Below are 22,555 nucleotides of genomic sequence, written 5' to 3' on the forward strand. Positions count from 1 at the left end.
CAGACCGGATTTGGGTATGAGCTGGCGGAGTGTTATGCTTCGTCAGCTCCACGTAACATTTTTTGCTAAGGTTGGGGCATGACGGACACCACTACTGCACAAGACGCTTCCCTCGCATTGCCAAGTTGGCGCCAAAAAGACGCCAAGCCACTGGTTCAAATCGAAGAAATTACCAAACAGTTTGGTGACTTTCGCGCGGTTGATGCGGTTTCCCTAGATATTTACGAAAACGAATTATTCTGTTTGCTGGGCGGCTCTGGCTCCGGCAAAAGTACCCTGTTACGTATGCTTGCTGGGTTCGAAACCCCAACTTCTGGGCGGATTCTAATTGACGGGGTGGATATGTCCCATATTCCGCCCTGGGAACGTCCGGTTAATATGATGTTCCAAAGTTATGCCCTGTTTCCCCACTTAACAGTCGAAGATAACGTTGCCTTTGGTTTGCGCCGAGAAGGGGTCAAAGGCGCCGAATTAAAACGCCGTGTGAGTGGTATTTTAGACATGGTGCAGCTGGGTCATTTGGCGCGCCGCAAACCTAATCAGCTGTCTGGTGGTCAACGTCAGCGGGTGGCCCTTGCCCGAGCGGTGGTGAAACAGCCGAAGCTGTTGTTATTGGACGAACCCCTTGGCGCGTTGGACAAAAAACTGCGGGAAGAGACCCAGTTTGAATTGATGCGTTTGCAAGAAGAGCTAGGCATTACCTTTATGGTGGTGACCCATGACCAAGAAGAAGCTATGACCCTAGCGACCCGTATCGGGGTAATGAACCAAGGCATCATTGTCCAAACCGCCGAGCCCCATGATGTTTATGAATACCCTAACAGTCGCTTTGTGGCCCAGTTCATCGGTAACGTGAACCTATTTGATGGGGTGGTCATGGAGGACGAAATTGACCGGGTAACGATTCAATGTGATGCCATCGAAGGCTTGGTAGAGATTGGTCATGGTATTAGCTGTGCACCAAACCAAGAAGTAGCCGTCGCGATTCGCCCCGAGAAAATTCGTTTAAGTCGTGAAGCTCCAGAGCAAACTACCAACCTTGCCAAAGGTATGGTGCTGGATATTGCTTATATGGGCAGCCAGTCTATTTTCCGTATTCGCTTGAACTCTGGCCAAGAAGTGCGTGTTACCCAGCCGAATATGTCGCGGGATACCAGTAACCGCATTATGTGGGATGAGCAGGTCTATCTTGCTTGGGATGCCTACAGCTGTGTGGTACTCACGTCATGATGGGGGCTAACGAATCCATCGTCCAGCCTCGTCGTTCGTTGCTGAGTCGCTTCGGCGAACTGCGTCTCGGGCGCACCGCCGTGATCTTGATCCCCATGCTATGGTTAGCGGCATTTTTCTTTATTCCATTTTTGGTGGTGTTCAAAATCTCCTTAGCGGAGGCAGCTATAGCGGTGCCGCCCTACTCCCCATTATGGGAGTGGGATGGCGACAATGCGTTTGGCACCTTGCGTATCAACTTTGGCAATTATCTGTTTTTGTTTGAATCACGCTTTTACTTGGATGCGTATTTAAGCTCTATCAAGATCGCTGCGATATCAACCTTGATTACGCTCGTTGTTGGCTTTCCGATGGCCTATTTGATCGCCAAAAGTCAATCGACGATGCGTACACTGCTACTGGCACTGGTGATTTTGCCGTTCTGGACGTCGTTCCTACTGCGTGTTTATGCCTGGATGGCGCTGCTAAAGAAAAATGGCCCGGTGAATGAAGTGCTGATGGCGCTGGGTGTGATTGATCAACCGTTGCAGATTCTACAGACCGATTTTGCAGTGTATCTCGGCATTGTGTACACCTATCTGCCATTTATGATTTTGCCCCTATACACCACATTGGAAAAAATGGACTTGAGCCTAATTGAGGCCGCTCAAGACCTAGGTGCCAAGCCCTATCAGTCGTTCTTCTTAGTTACACTGCCTCTAGCTGTGCCAGGGATTATCGCTGGCTGCTTGTTGGTATTTATCCCGGCCGTGGGTGAGTTCGTGATACCGGCGCTGCTTGGAGCCTCTGATACCCTAATGATAGGTCGCGTGTTGTGGGATGAATTCTTCCTCAACCGGGATTGGCCGTTGGCATCATCGGTGGCGATTATCATGCTGATCGTGTTGGTTGGCCCGATTATGTTTATGCGCAGCCGCAATAAGGAGGCCATGTAATGAAAGGTACCTCTTGGACATTGCGGCTTAGCGCCGGGGCCGGATTTGTATTTTTATACGCCCCCATCATTGCCTTGATCATCTACAGCTTTAACGAATCCAAACTGGTGACCGTTTGGGGAGGCTGGTCGATCAAATGGTATGTGGAGTTATTCCAAAACGAGCAAATCATGTCGGCAGCTTGGGTAAGTCTCAAGATTGCCTTTATTTCGGCGACGTTGGCCGCAGTTTTGGGGACGTTGGCCGGTTTTGTATTAAGTCGCTTCGGGCGCTTTCGCGGCAAAACCATGTTGGCGGGCTGGGTGACAGCCCCTCTAGTCATGCCGGAGGTCATCACGGGTTTATCCCTGTTGTTGCTATTCGTTGCCATGGAAAATATGTTTGGCTGGCCGGCAGGACGTGGCTTAACCACCATCGTAATTGCCCATACCACTTTCTGTTTGGCCTATGTGGCAGTGGTGGTGCAGTCCCGTTTAGCCACCTTGGACGACACCTTAGAAGAAGCGGCAATGGACTTGGGGGCGAAGCCCGTCACCCTGTTTTTCCTGATTACTTTGCCACTGATTGCCCCAGCTATTTTGGCCGGTTGGTTGTTGGCCTTCACCTTATCCCTTGATGATCTGGTGATTGCGAGCTTCGTCTCTGGGCCGGGGAACAGTACGTTGCCAATGGTGATTTTCTCTAAAGTACGTCTTGGCGTGACGCCAGAGATCAATGCACTGGCAACACTGATGATCGGCATTGTGATGATTGCGGTGATCGCGGCGGTATTTTTAATGCGCCGTCAACAGAAGCAAGTTGCTCAAGAAGATTAAGGAGCAGAACGGATGATGAAAATCGGCTTGTTAGCGGCGGGTGTCACCCCTGATGCGTTGCAACCCCAATACCCAACCTACGCGCAAATGTTTGCCTTGCAGCTGCAAGCCTACGAGGCCAGCTTTGAGTTTGTCACCTACGATGTACGCTTGGGGGAATTTCCGGCCTCCAGTAGTGACTGTGATGCTTGGCTGATTACCGGCTCCAAAGCCGATGCTTACGGTGACGAGGATTGGATTTTGCGCCTCTGTGACCTGATTCAAGACATCGACCGCAACGGCCAAGTATTAGTGGGTATTTGCTTTGGTCATCAGATCATTGCTCGGGCGTTGGGCGGCAAAGTAGAGAAATACCAAGGGGGCTGGGGTGTTGGCGTTCATCAATACCAAGTACAGCAAACCATCCCAACCTTACCGCAAACCCAGACCCTGTCCCTGTGTGCCTTCCATCAGGATCAAGTGGTTGAAAAGCCCGCTAAGCTCACCACCTTCCTTAGCAGCCCTTTCTGCCAACATGCCGGGCTGGTTTACGCCGATAAAATCCTCACCTTCCAAGGGCACCCAGAGTTTTCTAAGCAATACGAAGGGGACTTGTTGCAGCTCTATGCGGGAGTTACCGTACCGGATGACATTGTCGCCAAAGCGCAACAGTCTCTAGTGGAAAACAGCATTGATTCACCGCAGCTCATGGCGTGGATTGCGCAGTTTCTGAAAGGCACTCACTGATATCTTCAGCTAGTCCCGATCTTTGGGGCTGGCTTGTCTCACTTTTTTCCTTATGGTAGGGAATTTCACCCTTTTGGGTGAAGAACGACTCGACCAATCCGCTTACTCTCCTTATTTGATGCTTTGACCTGCCCCTTTCATCAACTAAAGGAAGATGACCATGATAAGAATGTTACTTGTCTCTGCTGCTGTGAGTGCAGTAGGGGCCTTCTCAACTCTCAGTTATGCAGAGGAAGTGTTTGACCCAAGTTCCGTCCCTTGTGCGCTATCCGCTGGTGATTTTAAAAAAATGTACGTTGGCACCATCGGAGATTACGAATGGAAAAAGGGACTGGCTCAAGTCAGCAAAAGCACCGGTTTTTATGATGTGCACAACATTACTCCTAACGGCAGCAATGCTTGTCAGGTGGAATTACAGCAACATCAATGCCTGACCCTATTTTTAGATGAGAATTGGGAAGATAAGTTTGGCACCAACTCTGGGGAGTTTAGTTGCGTCAATCTACGTACAGGGGAAGCCATCGCTGCTGGGGATTTAGCCTATCAAAATAGCGTGCAAGAGCGCATGATCAAGATGCGTTGCCCCCATGGGTCCGAGATATCAGACTGTAGCAATGATTCGAACAGCAAGCGTGGTAACGACTTCCGCGCCCAAGTGCTAGCACCGAATAATTGGGAAATGGAGTCGGTCTGCGCGGGGCATATTCGCGAGCCGCGTTACTTTAGCGGTGGCAAAGTCGGAGACCGAGCTTTGTGCGCAATTACCAATCAACAGGGGGAAGCCCTTTACAAGGTGATTATTCCGATGGAATACGCCCACAATCAGCCGCTCAAAAAACTCGATGGGGAAACGGTTTCCTATCGACCCAAAGCGGTGCAGGTCGACATGAGTGACCAAGGGGCGAAAGATGCTCTCTTTATGCCCGAAACAGCACTGGAAAGTATGGTAGAAGGCACACCAGAAGAAGTGCTCGCCATTACGTTGCGTTGTACTTCACGTATGTTCACCCTGATGGAACAAAGCGGCGAGGCAGAGGACAAGATTGAACAAGTGCGCCGCATCACGGCCGAGCGCATCAGCCAGTGGGGAAGCCAACGTAGCGTTGTTATTCCTGGCACCGAAGGGGCTGATCAAGCAGAACGTTTGTATCAATTAGCCGGGAACCACGCCCAGCGTTATGGTAACGTTGAAGGCCCAGCTGGACTAAAAGCCGATACGCAAAGCTGCATTCCGTTGTATCAGCAAACCGGCTTATTTTAACGCAGAGCATACGGCTCGTTGGCACAGCGGGCCGTTTGCAAGAGGGAAAACACTCGGGTATGAAGCCTAACTCACCATCTCAGTTTCTTAAAAGTCACCCCTTAGCCGGGCAAATTCGGCGCGAATTGCACCAGACTTTTATTCAGGAAATGGTATCACGCATGCCATTTTCGTTTCTGACGTTGATGGCCATTGGTTATTTTTTTAATGACGCCAATTCGCTTAGCGTGATGTCTATTTGGAGTGGCTTTGCCGGTTTAGTTGGGCTTGTCTCTTTCTTCGTGCTACGGCGTCACAAGCGCTTTTTAGACTCTCATGATGAATATACCTATGAGAGTTATCAACGCTGGCGCATGGCGGTCTATGGCATCGCTATTCTATGGGGCTCCCTATACAGCTCCGTGCCTTTGTTGTTTTTCCCAAATGCTAACGAGGTGGAAATCATCACCGTGGTGATTGTGTTGATCCTCAATGCGTCCATTCCCTCTATGACCAAGGGGAATGACCCTTGGGTCTACATCTTGTTTGTCGTTCCGGTATTTTCCTGTTTTACCTGGCAAATTTACCATTTGGGGGTAGAGCAATATTGGCTGCTTACCATCATGGTGCCTATCGCTTGCGCCAGTTTGGTATTGTTCAGTCTGATGACCCATAAAGACCAGATGGAGCATACAGCGTTGCGGATCCTCTACAAAGAATCCGAGTTAAAAGCGGTAAAAGCCAATCTAGAAAAAACGCGCTTTCTGGCGGCGGCCAGTCATGATTTACGCCAGCCTATGCAGGCAACAAGTTTGTATTTAGGTGCCATCCAGCCGGGACAAGTCAAAGGTGATGGTCAAATCTTGGTAAATAAAGCGAAGCAAGCCGCCATCAGTGGCAATCGCTTGTTAGACAAGCTGCTGGATATTTCAGCATTAGACGGCAACGGTGTACGGCCCAATATCCAAGCCCTATCTGTCCTGCCCATATTACAGAATTTAGCTGACGATTATGCGCTATTGGCTCAATCCAAGGGACTGCTTTTCGACGTGGATAAAGTGGATGTAAGGGCCTGCTTTGACGAGGAGTTTCTCACGGAAATACTACAAAACCTACTGTCTAATGCTTTCAAATTTACTGAGCAAGGCTGCATCAAAGTTCGCTGTGATGTACAGGAAAACGAGCTCAATATTCACGTCCAAGACACCGGTATAGGGATGAGTAAGGTCAGTCAAATCCATATTTTTGATGAGTTTTACCAAGTCCAGCAAGACGGAGCGCAGCAAGAAATTGGTATGGGGTTGGGGTTATCCATTGTGAAGCGTTTATGTGTTCTGCAAAACCTAGAAATCAGACTTGAATCTACAGTAGGCAAAGGAACGACCTTTACCCTAACTTTGCCTTTAGCGCCCTAAATAGGGAGGGGAATTTAAAGCAAATTCAATTCTTTAGCTTTGAGCAAGCAGTCGGTGCGGCTACTAGCGCCGAGTTTTTCGTACATCATACGGATATGGGTTTTGATGGTGTTCTCACTTAAACACAGCGTGTCTGCTACTTGTTTAGTGGTAGCCCCTTTTTCTAGTAGTTCTAAAATCGAGTATTGGCGTTCTGTAAGCAAAAGTTTTTGCTGTTCAAACTGGGCTAATTGCTTGGCATAGCGCGGCGTACACACCCAATCTTCACCATGTAAAATGCGGTCAGCAAAGCTCAAAATGTCCATCGCTTCCGATTCTTTGGTGATGTAGCCACGCACACCTAACTTGCGTAAAGCATCCGCTTGCTGTGGCTGGAAAATTGCCGAGCAAATCATGATTTTCTCAGCGCCCGCTTGGGTGAGGTGTTGAAACAAGTCGGTGCAACTAGTCTCTGGTATCTGTAGATCGAGAATCACCAGTTCGTACTCTTGGTGTCCAAGTCGAGCAATGACATCGGTTGCGGTGATGGCAATATCGACATTTAGTCCTGGACGTAACATGGACAAGGTGATCGCTAATGCATCGGCAAACATGGCATGGTCATCGACAACAAGCCAATTTCCGTTATAGGTATTCATGGGACGGGAAACATCCTTTTATTGATTGTTCCGAATATAAGGAAAAATTAATGGACGTCTAAATACTAGCCATAACATGTCCATGTGGCTATAAAAAAAATGAATCCATTTTCGAGCTAAGAATTAAGATGGTGGGAAAGCAAGCAGGCCAACATCCGCTTTAAGTCCTCTAAGGTAGCGTTGGAGCGGCGTGGGTTCTGGTTGACGATCACCAAAAAGCTACTGTGAGTGATTTCCAGATAGTGGCGAGCGATACGCTCCCGCTCCCGCGGGTGTTTGTCGATACCAAGGCGCTTAAACGCTTTGGCCATTTGGCTAATGACCAGCTCGTCATGGGTTTCATCTAGCTCTCGCAATTCCGGTACGGAAAACATGGCCTGAACCAAGGGTAAAATGGCCTTTTGCTGGCGATAGGTACGCAGGTTCAAGGCAACAGCTTTGTCGATAAAGTCCTCTAGGGGCATCGCTTCCAAAGGCCAAGTATGAATTTCAGCCATGACTTCGGCGATGCTATCCAGCCATTGTTTGCCCATGGCATAGAGAATGGCGTGTTTATTCGGGAAGTAGTGATACAAGGCACCGACAGATATGCCTACTTCTTTGGCAATTAGCGCCGTATTCATGTCGGCCAGCCCCATGGTCACCAAGAGCTCGCTCGTGACATCCAAGATTTCCTGGGTACGCTTTTTCGAACGTGACTGTACCGGGGCACTACGGGGTGCCGTGGGTTGCATGGTTTTCTTGTTGCCAGCTGCGCTCATATGGTGCTACCTGAAATAGTCTCTCTACCTAATGGTAAGTGATCGGTAGTAGTGCCTCTAAAGTGAGGTCAAGCATAGCACAGCCGTTAGGGGAGTCTATCTAGCATGGCGTAATAGAGCATGCCGGCGACTAAACCGGGCCAGCGCAGTAACGTGCCGCCGGGGAAGTCTCGCATCGGGATGTGTGCAAACACATCCATTTTTTCCATCGAGCCTTGCACGGCTTTGGCAAAGATTGCTCCAGCGTAGGTCGCCAGTGCCACCCCATGGCCAGAGTAGCCTTGGGCAACAAACAGGTTCGCCGAGTCGCGACGAATATCTGGCATACGGTTGAGGGTGATGGCAAGTGTGCCACCCCAAGCGTAATCGATCTTATAGTCGGCGAGCTCGGGGTACACCTCAGCCATATGGAGCTGGACAAAGCGGGCAATATCTTTGGGGAAGTTAGGGGAATAGTTTTCTCCGCCGCCCCATAACATGCGTCTATCTTCCGATAGGCGGAAATAGTTCACCACAAATTTGCTATCGGCCACGGCGACTCGATTGGGGTTGATACGGTCGGCGACTTCTTGCGGCAGTGGTTCAGTGGCAATAATAAAGTTATTGATCGGCATAATACGCCGTGCCGACGGCTGATGTAGCTTGCCCAAATACCCATTACAGGCCAGTAAAATCGCCTTGCAGCGCACTTTGCCATGGGCAGTAGTGACGCTTGGCGTTGCTCCATCTTCATAGCTAAGTACCGGGGAATGTTCAAATAGCTGGGCCCCGTGACCGCTTGCCGCTTGCGCCATACCTAGGACAAAGTTCAGGGGATGAACGTGGGCCCCGTCACGAAACAGCAGGCCCCCTTGATAGTAATCGTTACCTAACTGCTCTGTCATTTGTGGTGCATCTAGGTAGTCGACCGCATCATAGTTCAGTACTTGGTGGTGATAGTCCGCTTCCTCTTGCATGGCTTTGGCATGCTTAGCTTTATTGGCGGCATGCAGTACGCCAGGGGTGAGATGACAGTCGATTTGATAACGGGTTACCAGTTGTTTTACCAGTTCGACCGCATCCACCGAGCTTTGCCATAACTGATCGGCACAGTCTTTGCCTACCATTGGGATAAGCTCGTCGTGACCTTTATTATGTCCGGGGCACATCTGCCCACCGTTACGCCCTGATGCCCCCCAGCCAATCTGGTGCGCTTCGAGCAAGACAACCCGGTAGCCCGCTTCCGCTAAATGCAATGCGGCACTGACTCCGGTAAAGCCACCGCCAACGATACAAATATCGGTGTCACAATCCCCCGATAAACTAGGCAAGGCTGGGAATGGGATGGCACTGGCGGCATAGTAAGAGGGCGCGTGGTCTGTCAAAATCATCGTCCTCGCAGACTGGTGGGCGAAAAAACGGTCATCCGCTAATCAATAGTTGATTTTGTGGCCTGACTAAAATATGGTCATAAACCGAACATTTATTCGGATTAGTGCAAAGCATAAACAATTCTATCACCAGCGCAACCCGATATTGGCACAAAATGACCTATCACAGTAACAAGGTGAGTTATGACGGAACTTGAGGCGTTTTTTAGAGAACACGGTATTACCGAAGTGGAGTCCACGTTGCCGGACATGACAGGTAACGCCCGCGGTAAGTTCTACCCGACGTACAAATTCTTAGCAGAGCGCTCGGGGCGCATTCCAGAAACCATTCTGGTACAAAGCGTTACCGGCGATTGGGCGGATAATCACTATGATTTAGTGGACGCCAGCGACCGAGATATGATTTTAAAACCCGATCCAAATACAGTGCGCTTGGTGCCGTGGGCGGAAGAACCTACCGCTCAGATTATTAACGATTGCTACAACACCGCAGGCGAGCCACATCCATTGGCGAGCCGCAATATCTTGCGTCATATTCTGTCTTTGTATGAAAAAGAGGGACTAAAACCCATTATTGCGCCGGAAGTGGAGTTCTACCTCATTCAACCGGACACGGATCCCGACTATGAATTGAAGCCTGCCGCTGGGCGCTCCGGCAAACGGGAAACGTCCCGCCGCTCCTACAGTATTGATGCGGTGAACGAGTTTAACGGCATTATTGATACGGTCTACAGTTACTGTGAAGCTCAGAGCTTAGACGTGGACACCCTGATTCATGAATCGGGCGCCGCTCAGATGGAAATTAACTTTATCCACGGGGACCCCCTCGATCTGGCGGATCAAGTGTTTGTGTTCAAACGAACGCTGCGGGAAGCGGCCATGAAGCACGGTATCTACGCCACCTTTATGGCGAAGCCCATGAAGGACGAGCCGGGCAGCGCTATGCACATCCACCAAAGCCTAGTGAATGCGGAAACCGGTGCCAATGTGTTCAACGACAATGGACAGCCGAGTGAAATGTTCTATCACTACTTGGGTGGTTTACAACATTACACGCCCAATGCCATTAGTTTCTTCGCGCCAAACGTCAATTCCTACCGTCGTTTCTCCCCAGAAATGGCCGCGCCGATCAATATGAAGTGGGGCTTCGATAACCGCACCGCGGGCTTGCGCATTCCGTATTCCGTGCCAGAGGCAACGCGCATCGAGAACCGTTTCCCTGGTGCCGATTGCAACCCTTACTTGGCAATTGCGGCGACTTTAGCCTGCGGCTATTTGGGTATTAAGGAGAAGCTACGTCCTACTGAACCTACGGAAGGCAAAGAGCCGCCATCGGAATATCAGGAAGTGGAAATTGCCCGAACGCTGGAAGAGGGGCTACGCTTGTTAGAAGACTGTGATCCCCTTAGAGAAATCATGGGTGAGCACTTTGTGCGCGCCTTTGTGGGCGTAAAACGCAGTGAATTTGAAACCTTTAACCGGGTGATCAGCTCTTGGGAGCGTGAGCACCTGTTGCTCAATGTTTAACTCAAGTTGTAACGAGGTGACGACGGCTGACTCAGCCGCCTGATGAATGTATTTAACCCAAAAAGGAAGCGAACGATGACGATGAAAATGGCATCCCTAAAGCGTGTCTTGCCACTGGCAACGGTAGCTTGTGCAGTGAGTTTGGCAACATCCGGTGTGATGGCACAAACACTGAAATTCTACAATTGGTCGGATTATATCGCCGAGGACACCATCGACCGTTTTGAAGCCGAAACTGGCATTGAAGTGGTGGAAGATGTGTTCGACTCTAACGAAGTGTTAGAGGCCAAACTGCTTGCCGGTAACTCTGGCTACGATTTGGTAGTGCCAACCGCTTCCTTTATGGGTCGACAAATTCAGGCCGGGGTGTTTGACCCGCTGGATAAAAGCAAGTTACCAAACTTGAAACACATTGACCCTGAGTTGCTGTCCTATTTGGAAAATCTTGATCCCGGTAATACCCATGGAGTGCCGTACCTATGGGGTACTACAGGCATTGGTTATAACGTGGACAAGGTCAAAGAGGTCCTTGGCGAAGATGCGCCAGTGAATAGCTGGGATCTAGTGTTAAAAGTTGAAAACATGGAAAAGCTGGCCTCCTGTGGCGTCATGTTCCTCGATTCCCCAGATGAGCTTTACCCGCTGACCCTCAACTACCTGGGCAAAGACCCCAACAGCCGTGATGCCAAAGACTATGCCCTGACCAGTGAAGGGGTGCAACTACTGAAAAGTGTGCGTCCTTATGTTAGCCAGTTCCACTCCTCTCAATACATTAGCGCTCTTGCGAATGGCGAAATTTGTGTCGCTATCGGCTGGTCCGGCGACATCATCCAAGCCCAAGACCGTGCTATCGAAGCGGATAATGGCGTGAACATCGAATACAGCATTCCTGAGGAAGGCACGCAGGTATGGTTTGACATGCTGGCCATCCCCAAAGATGCCCAAAACAAAGACGCAGCCCATCAGTTTATCAACTTCCTGCTACGTCCTGATGTAATCGCCGACATCTCCAACTACGTGGCCTACGCCAATCCGAACTTGGATGCTATGGAACTACAAGACGAGGAGATTCAAACCAACGCGGGAATTTACCCATCGGCGGAGGTGCGCAAAAAACTCTTCGTGCAAAAACTACGTGCTCTGCGTACCGAACGTTTAATGGTGCGCCTGTGGACGGATATCAAAACCGGTCGCTAATTGCGCTAGCAAAATCTCTATCCAGCCCCGCGCTGGATAGAGACCTCTACTGACTCCCCGCTCATTTTTGGTGAAGAGCTCTAAAGTTCTTTGTCCCCGCTGCAACGGACTATCCCAATCACGCTGTTGCGATTAAACTTGCGCCACTTTTTAAAACACCAACCGTCCAATTGAAAGGAGTGGCACCATGTCACAATTTGAAAACGTAACCCTAGTGAAAGCCGCCAACATCTACTTTGACGGTAAAGTGACTAGCCGCACCGTGCTCTTCGCCGACGGCACACGCAAAACCTTGGGCATCATGATGCCTGGCGACTACGAATTCGGCACCGAAGCGGCTGAGCTAATGGAAATCATGGCCGGTGAAATGGACATCCTATTGGCTGGCGAAAGCGAATGGCAAACCATCAAAGGCGGCGAGTCCTTCAACGTACCAGCGAACTCCTCCTTCAAACTGCAAGTGAAAACCGTAGCGGATTACTGCTGTTCTTACCTGTAATTTATCTATCTCGGTTAGACCATAGAACCGATCCAGTTCACGGGGATTGGCGTATATGTCCTTGTTAATTGTTTAACAAGGACATTCCCATGCGTAGTTTTTTTTGGCTAGTAAGCAGCCTTATTCTTCTCACTGGCTGTACCACGGCACCGAAAGGCATCACGCCGATTACGGATTTCGAATTGTCTCGCTACCTTGGCACTTGGTATGAAATTGCCCGGCTCGATCACAGCTTTGAGAGAGGTCTCGCGCAAGTAAGCGCTAACTATAGTCTGCGTGAAGACGGTGGGGTGAAGGTGATTAACCGCGGCTTCAACGTCGCGGAGCAAGAGTGGGAGCAAGCCGAGGGTAAAGCCTACTTTGTGAAAGATCCGACTACTGGTCATTTAAAAGTGAGTTTCTTTGGCCCATTTTATGGGGCTTACGTCATTTTTGATTTAGATAGCGACTACCAACAAGCCTATGTTGCCGGGCCAGATCGATCCTACCTTTGGTATCTATCCCGTACCCCCATCGTGTCTGACGAAGACAAACAACGATTTTTGACGAGAGTAAAAGCCGAGGGCTTTGATACCAAGGAATTGATCTTTGTTGAGCAAACACCCCCCTAGTTTTTCACTTACTTCCCAACAGAAAATACGGTCCTTAGAACCTCACTTTGCCAATTAAAGTAAGGGTTGTAGGTCAGTCGAGCATGGACTTTGCCTTCCTCCTGATAACCCCAAGCGGAATACCAAAGCTCCGCACCATTTTCACAAGCTGCTGTTTGCGCCTCGTCTTGGCTGTTCCGGCAAATCTTCACGCTACCATCGCGCCCATACAAAGGGTTATCCGGCGCAAAGAGTACGCCCATATGGGAAAACTGGCTGATACGTTCTTCCGGTAAATAGTCGGATTTCACCAGTATACGCTCTGATTGCTGAACACCTTCTGGCAACTGCCCATACCAAATCAGGCGACTGCTTGGGTGGGGGAATTGGGTTTGAAAAACCTCCAAGAGATAGCCAGTGTCCAGTACGGAATCATGTTCAGACACCACCATCAATACCGGTCGATGTAAGGGCTGCTCCAGCAACTGTTGGGCGAGAGCGCTAGTTCGATGATATTGGGCAAAGCCATTGGTGGGCATGTTCATATAGCGCACGGGGGCAGGTAGTGTTTTACGCGCTTCGGGGTCGAGCAACCATGGCTTGAATGGCGCCAGTAATGGTGTAACCCATTGCAATGGCACACTGCTTTTAAAGCCGGGGGAAAATAGCGCCAGTCCAGCCACCTCTGGATGCTGTACCGCGTATTCCAAAATCAAATTGGCACCAGTCGAAAAGCCACCAAGGTAAATCGGCCCATCCACATCGGATTGCAAGGCTTGGGCTTGTTGATGCACCACGGCCAGCCAGTCCTCTGCTTTGACATCCAGCATATCCGCCGGTGTGGTGCCATGCCCCGGCAACAATATGGATCGGGCGAGGAAGCCTTGTTGTGCGAGCTCTGCGCCTAAATCGTGAAATGACCAAGGCGAATCCCCCAGTCCATGCATCAGCAAAATACCTTTGCTTGGCTTTTGCTGGTCATTGTGTCCTGTGGGCAGCCACTGCTGAGGCGCATTCCATAACACTTCATCGGACTTATTGGGTGACTCGGGGCGGCCGATTTGTAACTGTTTGATGGTGTCAGCTTGGTAGTTGGCGAATGCCACGGACGTGACCGGCTCAGAACGGGGCTCCAAAGACGAACAACCGCTTAACAGAGTGATGAATACACTTGTTACCACACCAACGAAGACACTACGGATCATAGGTTTTCCCTAATATTGCAGTTAATTACCAGGACCATCAGTATGCCTACTTGGGGATAGGATGAAACCGCTCAGCACAAGCGAAGTGCCGGTTGCAGAAAAATTCCTACTTTGTGATTTTACGCAGGAGTCATGAATATGGTTCAAGCGTAATTGGGGATGGTGTTGTCGAAGGGCTATTGGCTGCGTGCCCAAGTCGTCTACGATACTGAAGTCGCAGAGGAAGCACTGGCGGAGCAATTGCAACAAATTCGTCCTTGGCACGCTATGAAAGGAGCGAATTGACCGGGTTGAATATCCTGCTGGATGGAATCGTAAAATGTTCATGCAGCTAATAGCGTCACTTATTCTTCTTTAAATGTCGTATTTCCCTGCCTAGTAATTGGGTTCTGTCGCTAGAATAAAGTTCTTTTATGATTCCTTAGGAGTGCATCGTGGGCGATTCGGCAAAGTGGGTCTTTAGTATTCTGGCGATTGCGTTGACCTTTATCGGTTTTGTGCCCTATATGGTGTCGATTGTACGCGGCAAGACCCGTCCCCATGTCTTTTCTTGGGTAATCTGGGGGATTACCACGTCGATTATCTTTTTTGCCCAGCTTGAGGCCGACGGTGGAATTGGTGCTTGGCCCATTGGCGTATCCGGTGGCATTACTATCATTGTGGCCTTGTTGGCTTATTTAAATCGTGGGGATAACAGCATCACACGAGCCGATTGGCTATTTTTGCTGACGGCGCTTGCTTCCTTGCCCCTTTGGTATGTGACCCAAGACCCCACTACGGCGGTAGTGATTCTCACCACAGTGGATATGATTGGTTTTGGCCCTACCTTTCGGAAAGCCTATTACTTCCCTCGGGAAGAGAATGCGGTGTTTTTCTCTATGTTTGCGGTACGTAACTTCTTTGCTTTGTTGGCGCTAGAAAGCTACTCCTTAGCGACTATGTTGTTTCCGCTGGCGGTGAGCGTGGCTTGTACCAGCTTGTTGATTTTGCTCTTGGTACGTCGTCAGCAGTTGTCTCTGTCCCAATAAAACGCGATTTTCTTGCCCCATGTCAGTGCGTTTCAGATGATCTTGCCCGTCCGAAGGGCTTTTTGTTCGTCTCCTTTCAATATTGTGTCGTTTTTAGCCAACTGAAAATTCGTACAAGCGCCTATCGTGCAAGGTGCGTATTTCGAACAATAACAAACAGGACATCTCAACATGAGTAATAAAACTAACCGCGGTGTGGTCTACCAAGGTCCGGGCAAAGTAGAAGTTCAAGCCATTGCTTATCCTGAATTAGCATTGGGTAACCGCAAATGTGACCACGGTGTCATTTTGCAAGTAATCACCACCAACATCTGTGGTAGTGACCAGCACATGGTGCGTGGTCGTACGACTGCACCAGAAGGTTTGGTTCTAGGTCACGAAATCACCGGTCTAGTTATCGAAACTGGCCGTGATGTTGAGTTCATCAAAGTGGGTGACGTGGTTTCTGTACCATTCAACATCGCTTGTGGTCGCTGCCGTAACTGTAAAGAAGGCAAAACTGGTATCTGTTTGAACGTTAACCCAGCACGTCCAGGTGCGGCTTACGGTTACGTTGATATGGGTGGCTGGGTAGGCGGTCAAGCTGAGTACGTAATGGTGCCATACGCTGACTTCAACCTATTGAAATTCCCTGATTCTGAACAAGCAATGGAAAAAATTCAGGATCTAACACTGCTTTCTGACATTCTACCAACCGGTTTCCACGGCTGTGTCACCGCAGGTGTAGGCCCAGGTAGCACCGTATACATCGCTGGTGCTGGCCCAGTTGGTCTAGCGGCAGCAGCGTCTGCTCACCTATTGGGTGCGGCTTGTGTCATCGTTGGCGACATGATCTCTGACCGTCTTGAACAAGCTCGTTCATTTGGCTGTGAAACGATTGACCTACGTGAAGAAGGCTCAATGGAAGATAAGCTAGAAGCGATCCTTGGCGACCGTGAAGTTGACTGTTTCGTTGACTGTGTAGGCTTCGAAGCACATGCTTGTGGCTGTAACTCTCACGTAGAAGCACCAGCAACCGTATTGAACTCTGCCATGACTATCACTCGTGCGGGTGGTCAGATCGGTATCCCAGGTCTATATGTAACAGAAGACCCAGGTGCAGTTGACGAAAACGCGAAGCAAGGTGCTCTAAGCATGCGCTTTGGCTTGGGTTGGGCGAAGTCTCACTCATTCCATACGGGTCAGTGTCCAGTGATGAAGTACCACCGCGCTCTGATGCAAGCGATCCTATTCGATAAGCTTGAAATCGCTAAAGCGGTTAACGTACAAATGATTGGTCTTGATCAAGCTCCAGAAGGTTATGCTGACTTTGATGGTGGTGCGGCGAAGAAATTCGTTATCGACCCACACAACATGGTTAAAGCCTAATACCTGCCAGGTGCCGGAGTCATTCCGGCACCTTCTACCTTCCTTTGCCTAAATGATCACTCCTTGTCTTCTTGTTCCCCATTAGGATATTTGGAGGGTGAGCATTGAAACGCTCTGCGAAATTGCTTGTTAAAGTTTGACACGTCGTTGAAGCCACAGTTGTAAGCGATAGTGGAAACCCTTTCTCCGTCTCCCCCTGTTTGTCGTTGCGCCAGTAACTGACAGGCCATTTCTAGTCTTCTGGTAAGTAAGTAGTTCGTCGGCGTGGTGTTGATAATGGCAAACGCCCGTTGTAGGTGACGAATAGAAACATTTAAGTATTCAGCTACCCCATGGATGGTCAAATTGGGGTTCAAAAAATGCTGATCTATGTAAGCCATACCGCGTTTCAGTAACTGAGCACCATGGACATCGGCTTCAATATGTTTGGCGCTATCTTGGCTGTTACGTTCGTATAGCATGGAGCCGATCAGGCCAAAGATGGCTTCTTTCAGATAATGGCTTTGGGGCACGTTTTCTCGTACTTGAAAGGCTTTTGACAAGATGGCGGATACGGCAATTGAGCTATGATCTTCTTTCGGCAGAAAGATTCCCCCGCGGGCGAGCTTATCAAAGCGTTGTAGCATTTCTTGGCGAGGTAAGTGAACCGATACTTGGCGACTAAAACGTCCGAAAAAGGAAAACTCAGACGCGTAAGCGCTATCGATCAGGATCATATCCCCAGGCATGAGAATGCGAGCGCAGTCGTGTTGATTCATCAGGGCTTGCCCCTCTTCTTGAATAATCAAAAAGAAGTTATCGCCTTCATCTTGTGCCAATTCTTTCTTGGTGCGACGAATCGAGTTGAGGTCTTTGGCCACATGAGCTACTTCAAGATCTGCCAAATACTCGTGCTTGATTAGGCCTGTTATGTCCTGAGTATGACTGCGTGGCTCAATTTGAAAGGCACCGCAGATTTCATGTAGGTCTGCTTCAAAGTGCTCGACGGTTAATGTGCAAGACGGGATTTTAACCAACATCTCTATGCCTCCAAATGTGCATATAACGTGCTCAAAATATAGTGCCGATCGGCTTTTTTGTCGCTTAACACCAAGAAATTTGCCGTCATCTACCAAGTTTTGGGTATGAAAAACTATTTAATATGTTAACTATTCTAGTTCAACAATAACAATAAAAACCGAGCCTATCATGACTTGTAAGTTATGGATGACTGCAGCAGTACTCATGCAGCGCTGGTTTTTGCGAAAAGAGCAAATTTCACAGGCGATTGATAGCTAACACAGCGTTAGGTGCGATTGATCTGTGTAGTGTTCAACATGGGAGCAAAACAATAATGAAAAAAACAATTCTAGCTAGCTTAGTTGCAGTGGGTGCGATCAGTGCCACCAGTGGTGTTTATGCCAGTGATGCGGTTTGTGGTCTAAACAATGGTCAACCTGCGACCGGTAAACCAATTAAAGTTGGGGGCATTTTTGGTAATGCGGCTCCTGGCGACTTCTCTTCTGCGACAGATGCTGCCGCGGCCTACTTCAAATGTGTTAACGACAATGGTGGTATCCAAGGTCGTCCTATCCAATACATGGTCGAAAACGACCAATGGAACCCTGAGCTTGCGGCTCAAGCGGCAGCCAAACTCGTAAAAGACGAAAACGTGGTCGCGATGGTGGGTAACGCTTCTTTCGTTGAAATGAGCGTCAACGCCCCCCTATATGCCCAGAGCAATATCATGGCCATGGCGTCTGGTTGTGCCGCTTCTGAGTGTTTTGAAAGCTCTAACATAGTTTCAACGAACCAAGGTCCATTGCCGTCTTCCGTTGGTGCGGCAATGTACGCGGTGGAAGAGCTTGGCGCGACGAACGTTTCTTGTATCGGTATGGCGATCCCATCCGTTGGAAACTGGTCTTGCGGCGCGGCGAAAGACTACATGGAATCAAAAGGTCTATCTGGCTCTTACGTGCTACTGAATCCCGCTTCTCCGGATGTGAACTCTGCTCTATTAGAAGCGATTTCTTCTGGCGCTGACTCCATCTTGGTTAACCTACCTGCCGGTTTGGCGATTGCCTTCTTGGGCGCAGCAGAGGAGCAAGGTTTGGCGGATGGCTACACTTGGACTTCCTCTACTCCACTATACGATGCTTCTGTTCCAGGTGCCTTGGGCGAATACTGGGAAGGCAAAATGTTTATCAGTGCTGAGCTAACCACTATCGATGGTGACGGTGCCGATAACCAAAACTGGTTGAAAGTGATGGATAGCTACGCCAACCCACAAGACCCTCGTGATACTTTCTCTCAATCTGGTTACCTATCTGCGAAATACTTCGTGGAAACGCTAAACAAAATGGATCCAGCGAAGTTAGATGACCGTGCTGCGGTGACCGAAGCGATTCAAAACATCAATGGTTATACCTCTGACCTAACCTGCGGCCCTTACTACGTGGGCAAAGCAGATCGTCATATGCCAAACCATGCCGGTATCATGGTGGGCTTGAAAGATGGCGCCTTCCACGTCGTACGTGACTGCTTCGAGTATGAAGGTCCTTACTTCGAGCCCCTAAAAGCGGCTGAGAAGAAACTAGGTCTACGTTAATACTCCCCTCTAATCAGCCCGGCCACTTGGCTGGGCTGACCGTTATAAAGAAGTAAAAACATGGTGAAACGTACTACAAACCTTGTGGTAGCGCTGGCACTGATGGTGGCGGTATGCGCCTATCTTGCCTGGGGTAAACCTACCAATGTTGTGGGCTTGTTCGTCGTCTCTGGGATGGCGGTTGGGTCTTTGTATGCCCTTGGCGGCATTGGTCTGGTGGTGTTATACCGAGCGACCGGTGTATTGAACTTATCGAATGGTGCCATCGGCGCACTTGGGGTGATGTTTGCCTGGCAATTACAGCAATGGGACGTGCCACATGTGGCCACCTGGATTGTTGGTATTCTCACCACCACGGCTCTGGCTTTGATCTATGGGCGTTTGATTGCGCCGGGCTTGGCCTGGCGTGACCCGGTGGTAAAAGCGGTTGCCACGCTAGGCTATGCCCTGATTATCTTGGGCATGACGGCCTTTCTTTGGGAAGACGATGTGCGCAAGTTTGCGCTACCAAGCGACAAAATCGCATACATGATTTTGGGAATGCGGGTGACATTGACCCGACTGATTGTGATCTTGGCAGCGATTGGCATTGTGGTCGCGGTATGGTTCTACCTAAGTCGTACCCGAACCGGTCTAAATATGCGGGCACTGGCGGATAATCGGGACATTTCTGCCTTGATCGGCATTCCAATTGTTAAGACAGAAACCATCGCTTGGGGTATCTCTGGCTTAATCGCGGGTTTTACCGGCTTGATGTTTGGTGACCTTGTCCGTCTTGAGCCATTCGTCATCACCTTTATGGTGATCCCCGCTATTTCTGCGGCTATCTGTGGTCAGCTTAAGAATCTTGGCGTGGTGTTAGTCGCCGGGATCTGTATTGGTGTGATTGAGTCCCTGTTGACCCTTCATCCGTTCCTTAAATCTGTGCGCCCAATGGCGCCATTTGTGATCGCCATTTTAGTGTTGGTTTGGCTCCAGCGCGGTCGCATGAATTACTTTGCGGGGAATTGACATGAAGATGACGGTTTCTGCTCGCGTTGGCTTAATACTCGCGGCGCTTGCCTTTGTATTCTTACCAATGGTGTTGGGTGGGCAATGGATTAAGATCCTAATTTCCACCGGCTGTTTTATTATTGCCGCTTCCGGTGTGGCATTTATGTACTCGCGCTTGGGCATGGTATCCCTAGGCCAAGTGGCGTTGATGGGGGTAGGCGGGTGGGTCATGCTACGTATGAACCACGCGTTTCATTTACCATTTGAAGTGAATTTGGCGGTTGCTGGTGCGGTAACCTTGATGTTCGGTTGGCTACTAGCGATGCCGGCGCTGCGTATGCGCGGCTTGTATCTGGCCCTGATTACACTGATGGCAGCCGGTGGCTTAGAGGTTATTTTCTCCACATTCCGCTTTCCCAATGGCGGCGAAGGCTTTTGGGGTGTAATGCCTTCGGTTGCGGCACCGTTCCAGCGTCCGCTTTTGGCAACCGAAGACAGTGACTACTTGCGTTACATAATCTTCTGGATTGTGGCGGCGTTCTTGATTATCGAAATGCACATGCGTACTGCCCCAGGCCGTGCTTGGGCGATGATTCGCCGTTCCGAAGCAGCTGCTTACTCCTCTGGTGTCAATGTCGTTTATTACAAGGCGTGGGCGTTTGGTTTAGCCGGCTTTCTGGCAGGGATCAGTGGTGGGCTATTGGCGGGTGGTTTGGGGCTGCTTGACCCTGCGACGTTCCGCGCATCGGAATCCATTATGCTATTTGCATTGATGGTGGTGGGCGGCTCCCGCGGTTGGTTGGGCGTCATCATTGCCGGTATCTTATACCGTGTCGTGCCAGCATTGTTTAATGACTGGACCATTGATGCAGATTTGGCCTTGGTGATCTTTGGGGCGGCGTTATTGCACGCCATTATCACCGCACCGAACGGACTTTCCGGTCAGTTGCTTGACCTTATTGCCAAACTGAGTAAACGCACATGATTAAGCTAGATAATATTTGCGTCCAATTCGGGGGCGTCAAGGCATTAGACAATATCAACGCTGAGTTTTCTCAGCCGATCTCTGGCATTATCGGCCCCAATGGCGCCGGTAAAACCACCACCATGAACTCCGTTTCTGGGTTCCTAGATTACCAAGGCACCATCAGTTGGAACGGGGAAGTGATTGACGGCTTAAACCCCTTTAAACGCACCCGCTGGGGCTTACGACGCTCATTTCAGAAAGAGCAAATTGCCGATGATCTTACGGTGATTGATAACCTCAAAGCGTTGATCGACAACCTAGGAATCAAGGGGAGCCAGCGCAAACAAGACCTAGAATGGGCCATTGAGTCCATGGGCATCTCGGCGTTGGCCTACCGGGAAGCAGCCACCTTGAATACCTATGAGCGCCGCTTGACTGATTTGGCGCGTTGTATTTTGGGGAACCCTAAAATTGTTATGCTGGATGAGCCATGCGGTGGTCTCCAGCAAGATGAAACTGAGCGCCTTGGGGATTTGATTTTGAAAATCCCACAACTTACCAGAGCAAATACCTTGGTGATCGACCACGACGTGGATTTGATCGCGCGTATCTGTGCTGAAACCCTAGTGCTGGATTTTGGCAAGCCGATCGCCTTTGGTAAGACGCGGGAGGTATTGGCCAACCCGAAAGTAAAAGCAGCCTACCTAGGTGTGGAGGAAGTGGCATGAGCAGTCTGAATGTCAGCAATATTACTGTCTCCATCGGTGGTAAAGCCTATGTGAAAAATGTGTCCTTATCGGTAGAGCCGGGTAAAGTGACCGCGATTCTTGGTGCCAATGGGGCGGGGAAATCCGAGTTAGTGCTGGCTATTGCCGGTATGTTAGGTGTGGAGTCTGGTGAAATTACGGTTGCTGGTAAAACTATCAGCAACTGCTCCCCAGAGGTGGTGCGAGCCACTGGTGTCGCGGCCGTTCCTGAAGGTCACCGGGTATTAGCTTCCCTATCGGTGGATGACAACTTACGCGCTGCAGGTGCCTTACTTAGAAAGAGTGAGCTAGAAGACACGGTAACAGAGATTTACCAACTTTTCCCAGAGCTAGCAGAGCGCAAGCAGCAACAGGCAGGCACCATGTCTGGTGGACAACAGCAGATGTTAGCCATTGGCCACGCCCTGATGGCGAAGCCAAAGTTCCTGTTAATTGATGAAATGTCCCTAGGTTTGGCGCCTTTAATTGTGAAGCGCTTGGTGAAAACCCTAGAACAGTTAGTCGCGAAGGGGACTGGCGTCTTGTTGGTGGAGCAGTTTACTGAAGTGGCGCTCGCTATCGCGGATAGTGTCACTGTGTTGCGTAATGGTAGCGCCTGTTACTCGGGTGCGGCGCAGCAACTGCGTGATGATCCTAGCATTTTGGCAAATGCCTATTTATAGCGTTTGGTGCAGCAATAGAACCATCGTATTGGTGC

23 protein-coding genes are annotated in these 22,555 nt (G+C 49.8%); 18 read left to right on the top strand and 5 right to left on the bottom strand.

Annotated elements, in window-relative coordinates:
• The first annotated feature begins 78 nt into the window (after positions 1–78).
• The 6 genes from FJM67_RS01920 to FJM67_RS01945 all read left to right on the top strand — a co-directional run bounded on the left by FJM67_RS01920 (position 79) and on the right by FJM67_RS01945 (position 6,361).
• A complete protein-coding gene (locus FJM67_RS01920) occupies positions 79–1,230 on the top strand; it encodes an ABC transporter ATP-binding protein (protein ID WP_140586990.1) in 1,152 nt (383 codons plus the stop codon).
• Positions 1,230–2,165 carry an ABC transporter permease subunit gene (locus FJM67_RS01925; protein WP_140587059.1) on the top strand — a complete coding sequence of 312 codons (936 nt, stop codon included), beginning with the start codon at positions 1,230–1,232 and terminating at the stop codon, positions 2,163–2,165. Before FJM67_RS01920 ends, FJM67_RS01925 begins: the two co-directional genes overlap by 1 nt.
• Positions 2,165–2,980: an ABC transporter permease subunit gene (locus tag FJM67_RS01930; RefSeq protein WP_140586991.1), complete on the top strand. Its 816-nt coding sequence runs from the start codon at positions 2,165–2,167 to the stop codon at positions 2,978–2,980. The genes FJM67_RS01925 and FJM67_RS01930 overlap by 1 nt, the downstream gene beginning before the upstream one ends.
• Positions 2,981–2,992: 12 nt before the next feature.
• Complete coding sequence (locus FJM67_RS01935) at positions 2,993–3,706, top strand: glutamine amidotransferase-related protein (RefSeq protein WP_235889960.1); 714 nt, start codon at positions 2,993–2,995, stop codon at positions 3,704–3,706.
• 160 nt (positions 3,707–3,866) lie between these two features.
• Entirely contained in the window at positions 3,867–4,967 is a 1,101-nt protein-coding gene (locus FJM67_RS01940) for a hypothetical protein (RefSeq protein ID WP_140586992.1), read from the top strand.
• 161 nt (positions 4,968–5,128) lie between these two features.
• Positions 5,129–6,361, top strand: coding sequence for a sensor histidine kinase (locus FJM67_RS01945; protein WP_181161405.1), 1,233 nt, complete (start codon positions 5,129–5,131; stop codon positions 6,359–6,361).
• 14 nt (positions 6,362–6,375) lie between these two features.
• Here the strand turns inward: FJM67_RS01945 and FJM67_RS01950 are convergent, their stop codons facing one another.
• From FJM67_RS01950 to FJM67_RS01960, 3 genes are all read right to left on the bottom strand, one after another.
• Positions 6,376–6,999, bottom strand: coding sequence for a response regulator transcription factor (locus tag FJM67_RS01950; protein WP_140586994.1), 624 nt, complete (start codon positions 6,997–6,999; stop codon positions 6,376–6,378).
• Between the two features lie 116 nt (positions 7,000–7,115).
• A complete protein-coding gene (locus FJM67_RS01955) occupies positions 7,116–7,760 on the bottom strand; it encodes a TetR/AcrR family transcriptional regulator (protein ID WP_140586995.1) in 645 nt (214 codons plus the stop codon).
• Positions 7,761–7,846: 86 nt separating this feature from the next.
• A complete protein-coding gene (locus FJM67_RS01960) occupies positions 7,847–9,130 on the bottom strand; it encodes an NAD(P)/FAD-dependent oxidoreductase (protein ID WP_140586996.1) in 1,284 nt (427 codons plus the stop codon).
• A gap of 183 nt (positions 9,131–9,313) precedes the next feature.
• On the opposite strand from FJM67_RS01960, the gene FJM67_RS01965 reads away from it, so the two are divergent.
• The 4 genes from FJM67_RS01965 (at position 9,314) to FJM67_RS01980 (ending at position 12,964) form a co-directional block, all read left to right on the top strand.
• Positions 9,314–10,657 (top strand): glutamine synthetase family protein, encoded by a 1,344-nt coding sequence (locus FJM67_RS01965; RefSeq protein ID WP_140586997.1) that lies wholly within the window; start codon positions 9,314–9,316, stop codon positions 10,655–10,657.
• Between the two features lie 75 nt (positions 10,658–10,732).
• Positions 10,733–11,854, top strand: a complete 1,122-nt coding sequence (locus tag FJM67_RS01970) for an extracellular solute-binding protein (RefSeq protein ID WP_219845866.1) — start codon at positions 10,733–10,735, stop codon at positions 11,852–11,854.
• A gap of 187 nt (positions 11,855–12,041) precedes the next feature.
• Complete coding sequence (ppnP, locus tag FJM67_RS01975) at positions 12,042–12,353, top strand: pyrimidine/purine nucleoside phosphorylase (protein ID WP_140586998.1); 312 nt, start codon at positions 12,042–12,044, stop codon at positions 12,351–12,353.
• An 89-nt stretch (positions 12,354–12,442) separates the two neighbouring features.
• Positions 12,443–12,964 carry a lipocalin family protein gene (locus FJM67_RS01980; RefSeq protein ID WP_140586999.1) on the top strand — a complete coding sequence of 174 codons (522 nt, stop codon included), beginning with the start codon at positions 12,443–12,445 and terminating at the stop codon, positions 12,962–12,964.
• An 8-nt stretch (positions 12,965–12,972) separates the two neighbouring features.
• On the opposite strand, the gene FJM67_RS01985 is transcribed toward FJM67_RS01980, so the two are convergent.
• Positions 12,973–14,148, bottom strand: coding sequence for an alpha/beta hydrolase (locus tag FJM67_RS01985; protein ID WP_140587000.1), 1,176 nt, complete (start codon positions 14,146–14,148; stop codon positions 12,973–12,975).
• A 159-nt stretch (positions 14,149–14,307) separates the two neighbouring features.
• Between FJM67_RS01985 and FJM67_RS17850 the strand changes: the two genes are divergently transcribed.
• The 3 genes from FJM67_RS17850 to fdhA all read left to right on the top strand — a co-directional run bounded on the left by FJM67_RS17850 (position 14,308) and on the right by fdhA (position 16,544).
• Positions 14,308–14,433: a hypothetical protein gene (locus tag FJM67_RS17850; RefSeq protein WP_268888253.1), complete on the top strand. Its 126-nt coding sequence runs from the start codon at positions 14,308–14,310 to the stop codon at positions 14,431–14,433.
• 149 nt (positions 14,434–14,582) lie between these two features.
• Positions 14,583–15,176, top strand: a complete 594-nt coding sequence (locus tag FJM67_RS01990; RefSeq protein ID WP_140587001.1) for a hypothetical protein — start codon at positions 14,583–14,585, stop codon at positions 15,174–15,176.
• 171 nt (positions 15,177–15,347) lie between these two features.
• A complete protein-coding gene (gene fdhA / locus FJM67_RS01995; RefSeq protein ID WP_140587002.1) occupies positions 15,348–16,544 on the top strand; it encodes a formaldehyde dehydrogenase, glutathione-independent in 1,197 nt (398 codons plus the stop codon).
• A gap of 56 nt (positions 16,545–16,600) precedes the next feature.
• Here the strand turns inward: fdhA and FJM67_RS02000 are convergent, their stop codons facing one another.
• A complete protein-coding gene (locus tag FJM67_RS02000) occupies positions 16,601–17,563 on the bottom strand; it encodes a helix-turn-helix domain-containing protein (RefSeq protein ID WP_140587003.1) in 963 nt (320 codons plus the stop codon).
• Positions 17,564–17,877: 314 nt separating this feature from the next.
• Here FJM67_RS02000 and FJM67_RS02005 point away from each other — a divergent pair, with 314 nt between their 5' ends.
• Genes FJM67_RS02005 through FJM67_RS02025 form a run of 5 tightly spaced genes read left to right on the top strand, consistent with a single transcriptional unit; the run spans position 17,878 to position 22,520 of the window.
• Positions 17,878–19,131: an ABC transporter substrate-binding protein gene (locus FJM67_RS02005; RefSeq protein ID WP_140587004.1), complete on the top strand. Its 1,254-nt coding sequence runs from the start codon at positions 17,878–17,880 to the stop codon at positions 19,129–19,131.
• Positions 19,132–19,191: 60 nt separating this feature from the next.
• Positions 19,192–20,142 carry a branched-chain amino acid ABC transporter permease gene (locus FJM67_RS02010; RefSeq protein WP_140587005.1) on the top strand — a complete coding sequence of 317 codons (951 nt, stop codon included), beginning with the start codon at positions 19,192–19,194 and terminating at the stop codon, positions 20,140–20,142.
• Position 20,143: 1 nt separating this feature from the next.
• Complete coding sequence (locus FJM67_RS02015; protein WP_140587006.1) at positions 20,144–21,109, top strand: branched-chain amino acid ABC transporter permease; 966 nt, start codon at positions 20,144–20,146, stop codon at positions 21,107–21,109.
• Entirely contained in the window at positions 21,106–21,819 is a 714-nt protein-coding gene (locus FJM67_RS02020; RefSeq protein ID WP_140587007.1) for an ABC transporter ATP-binding protein, read from the top strand. The genes FJM67_RS02015 and FJM67_RS02020 overlap by 4 nt, the downstream gene beginning before the upstream one ends.
• Entirely contained in the window at positions 21,816–22,520 is a 705-nt protein-coding gene (locus tag FJM67_RS02025) for an ABC transporter ATP-binding protein (RefSeq protein ID WP_140587008.1), read from the top strand. The genes FJM67_RS02020 and FJM67_RS02025 overlap by 4 nt, the downstream gene beginning before the upstream one ends.
• The last annotated feature ends 35 nt before the right edge of the window (positions 22,521–22,555 follow it).

It is taken from the genome of Maribrevibacterium harenarium, from assembly GCF_006385675.1.
Classification (GTDB): Bacteria; Pseudomonadota; Gammaproteobacteria; order Pseudomonadales; family Marinomonadaceae; genus Marinomonas; species Marinomonas harenarium.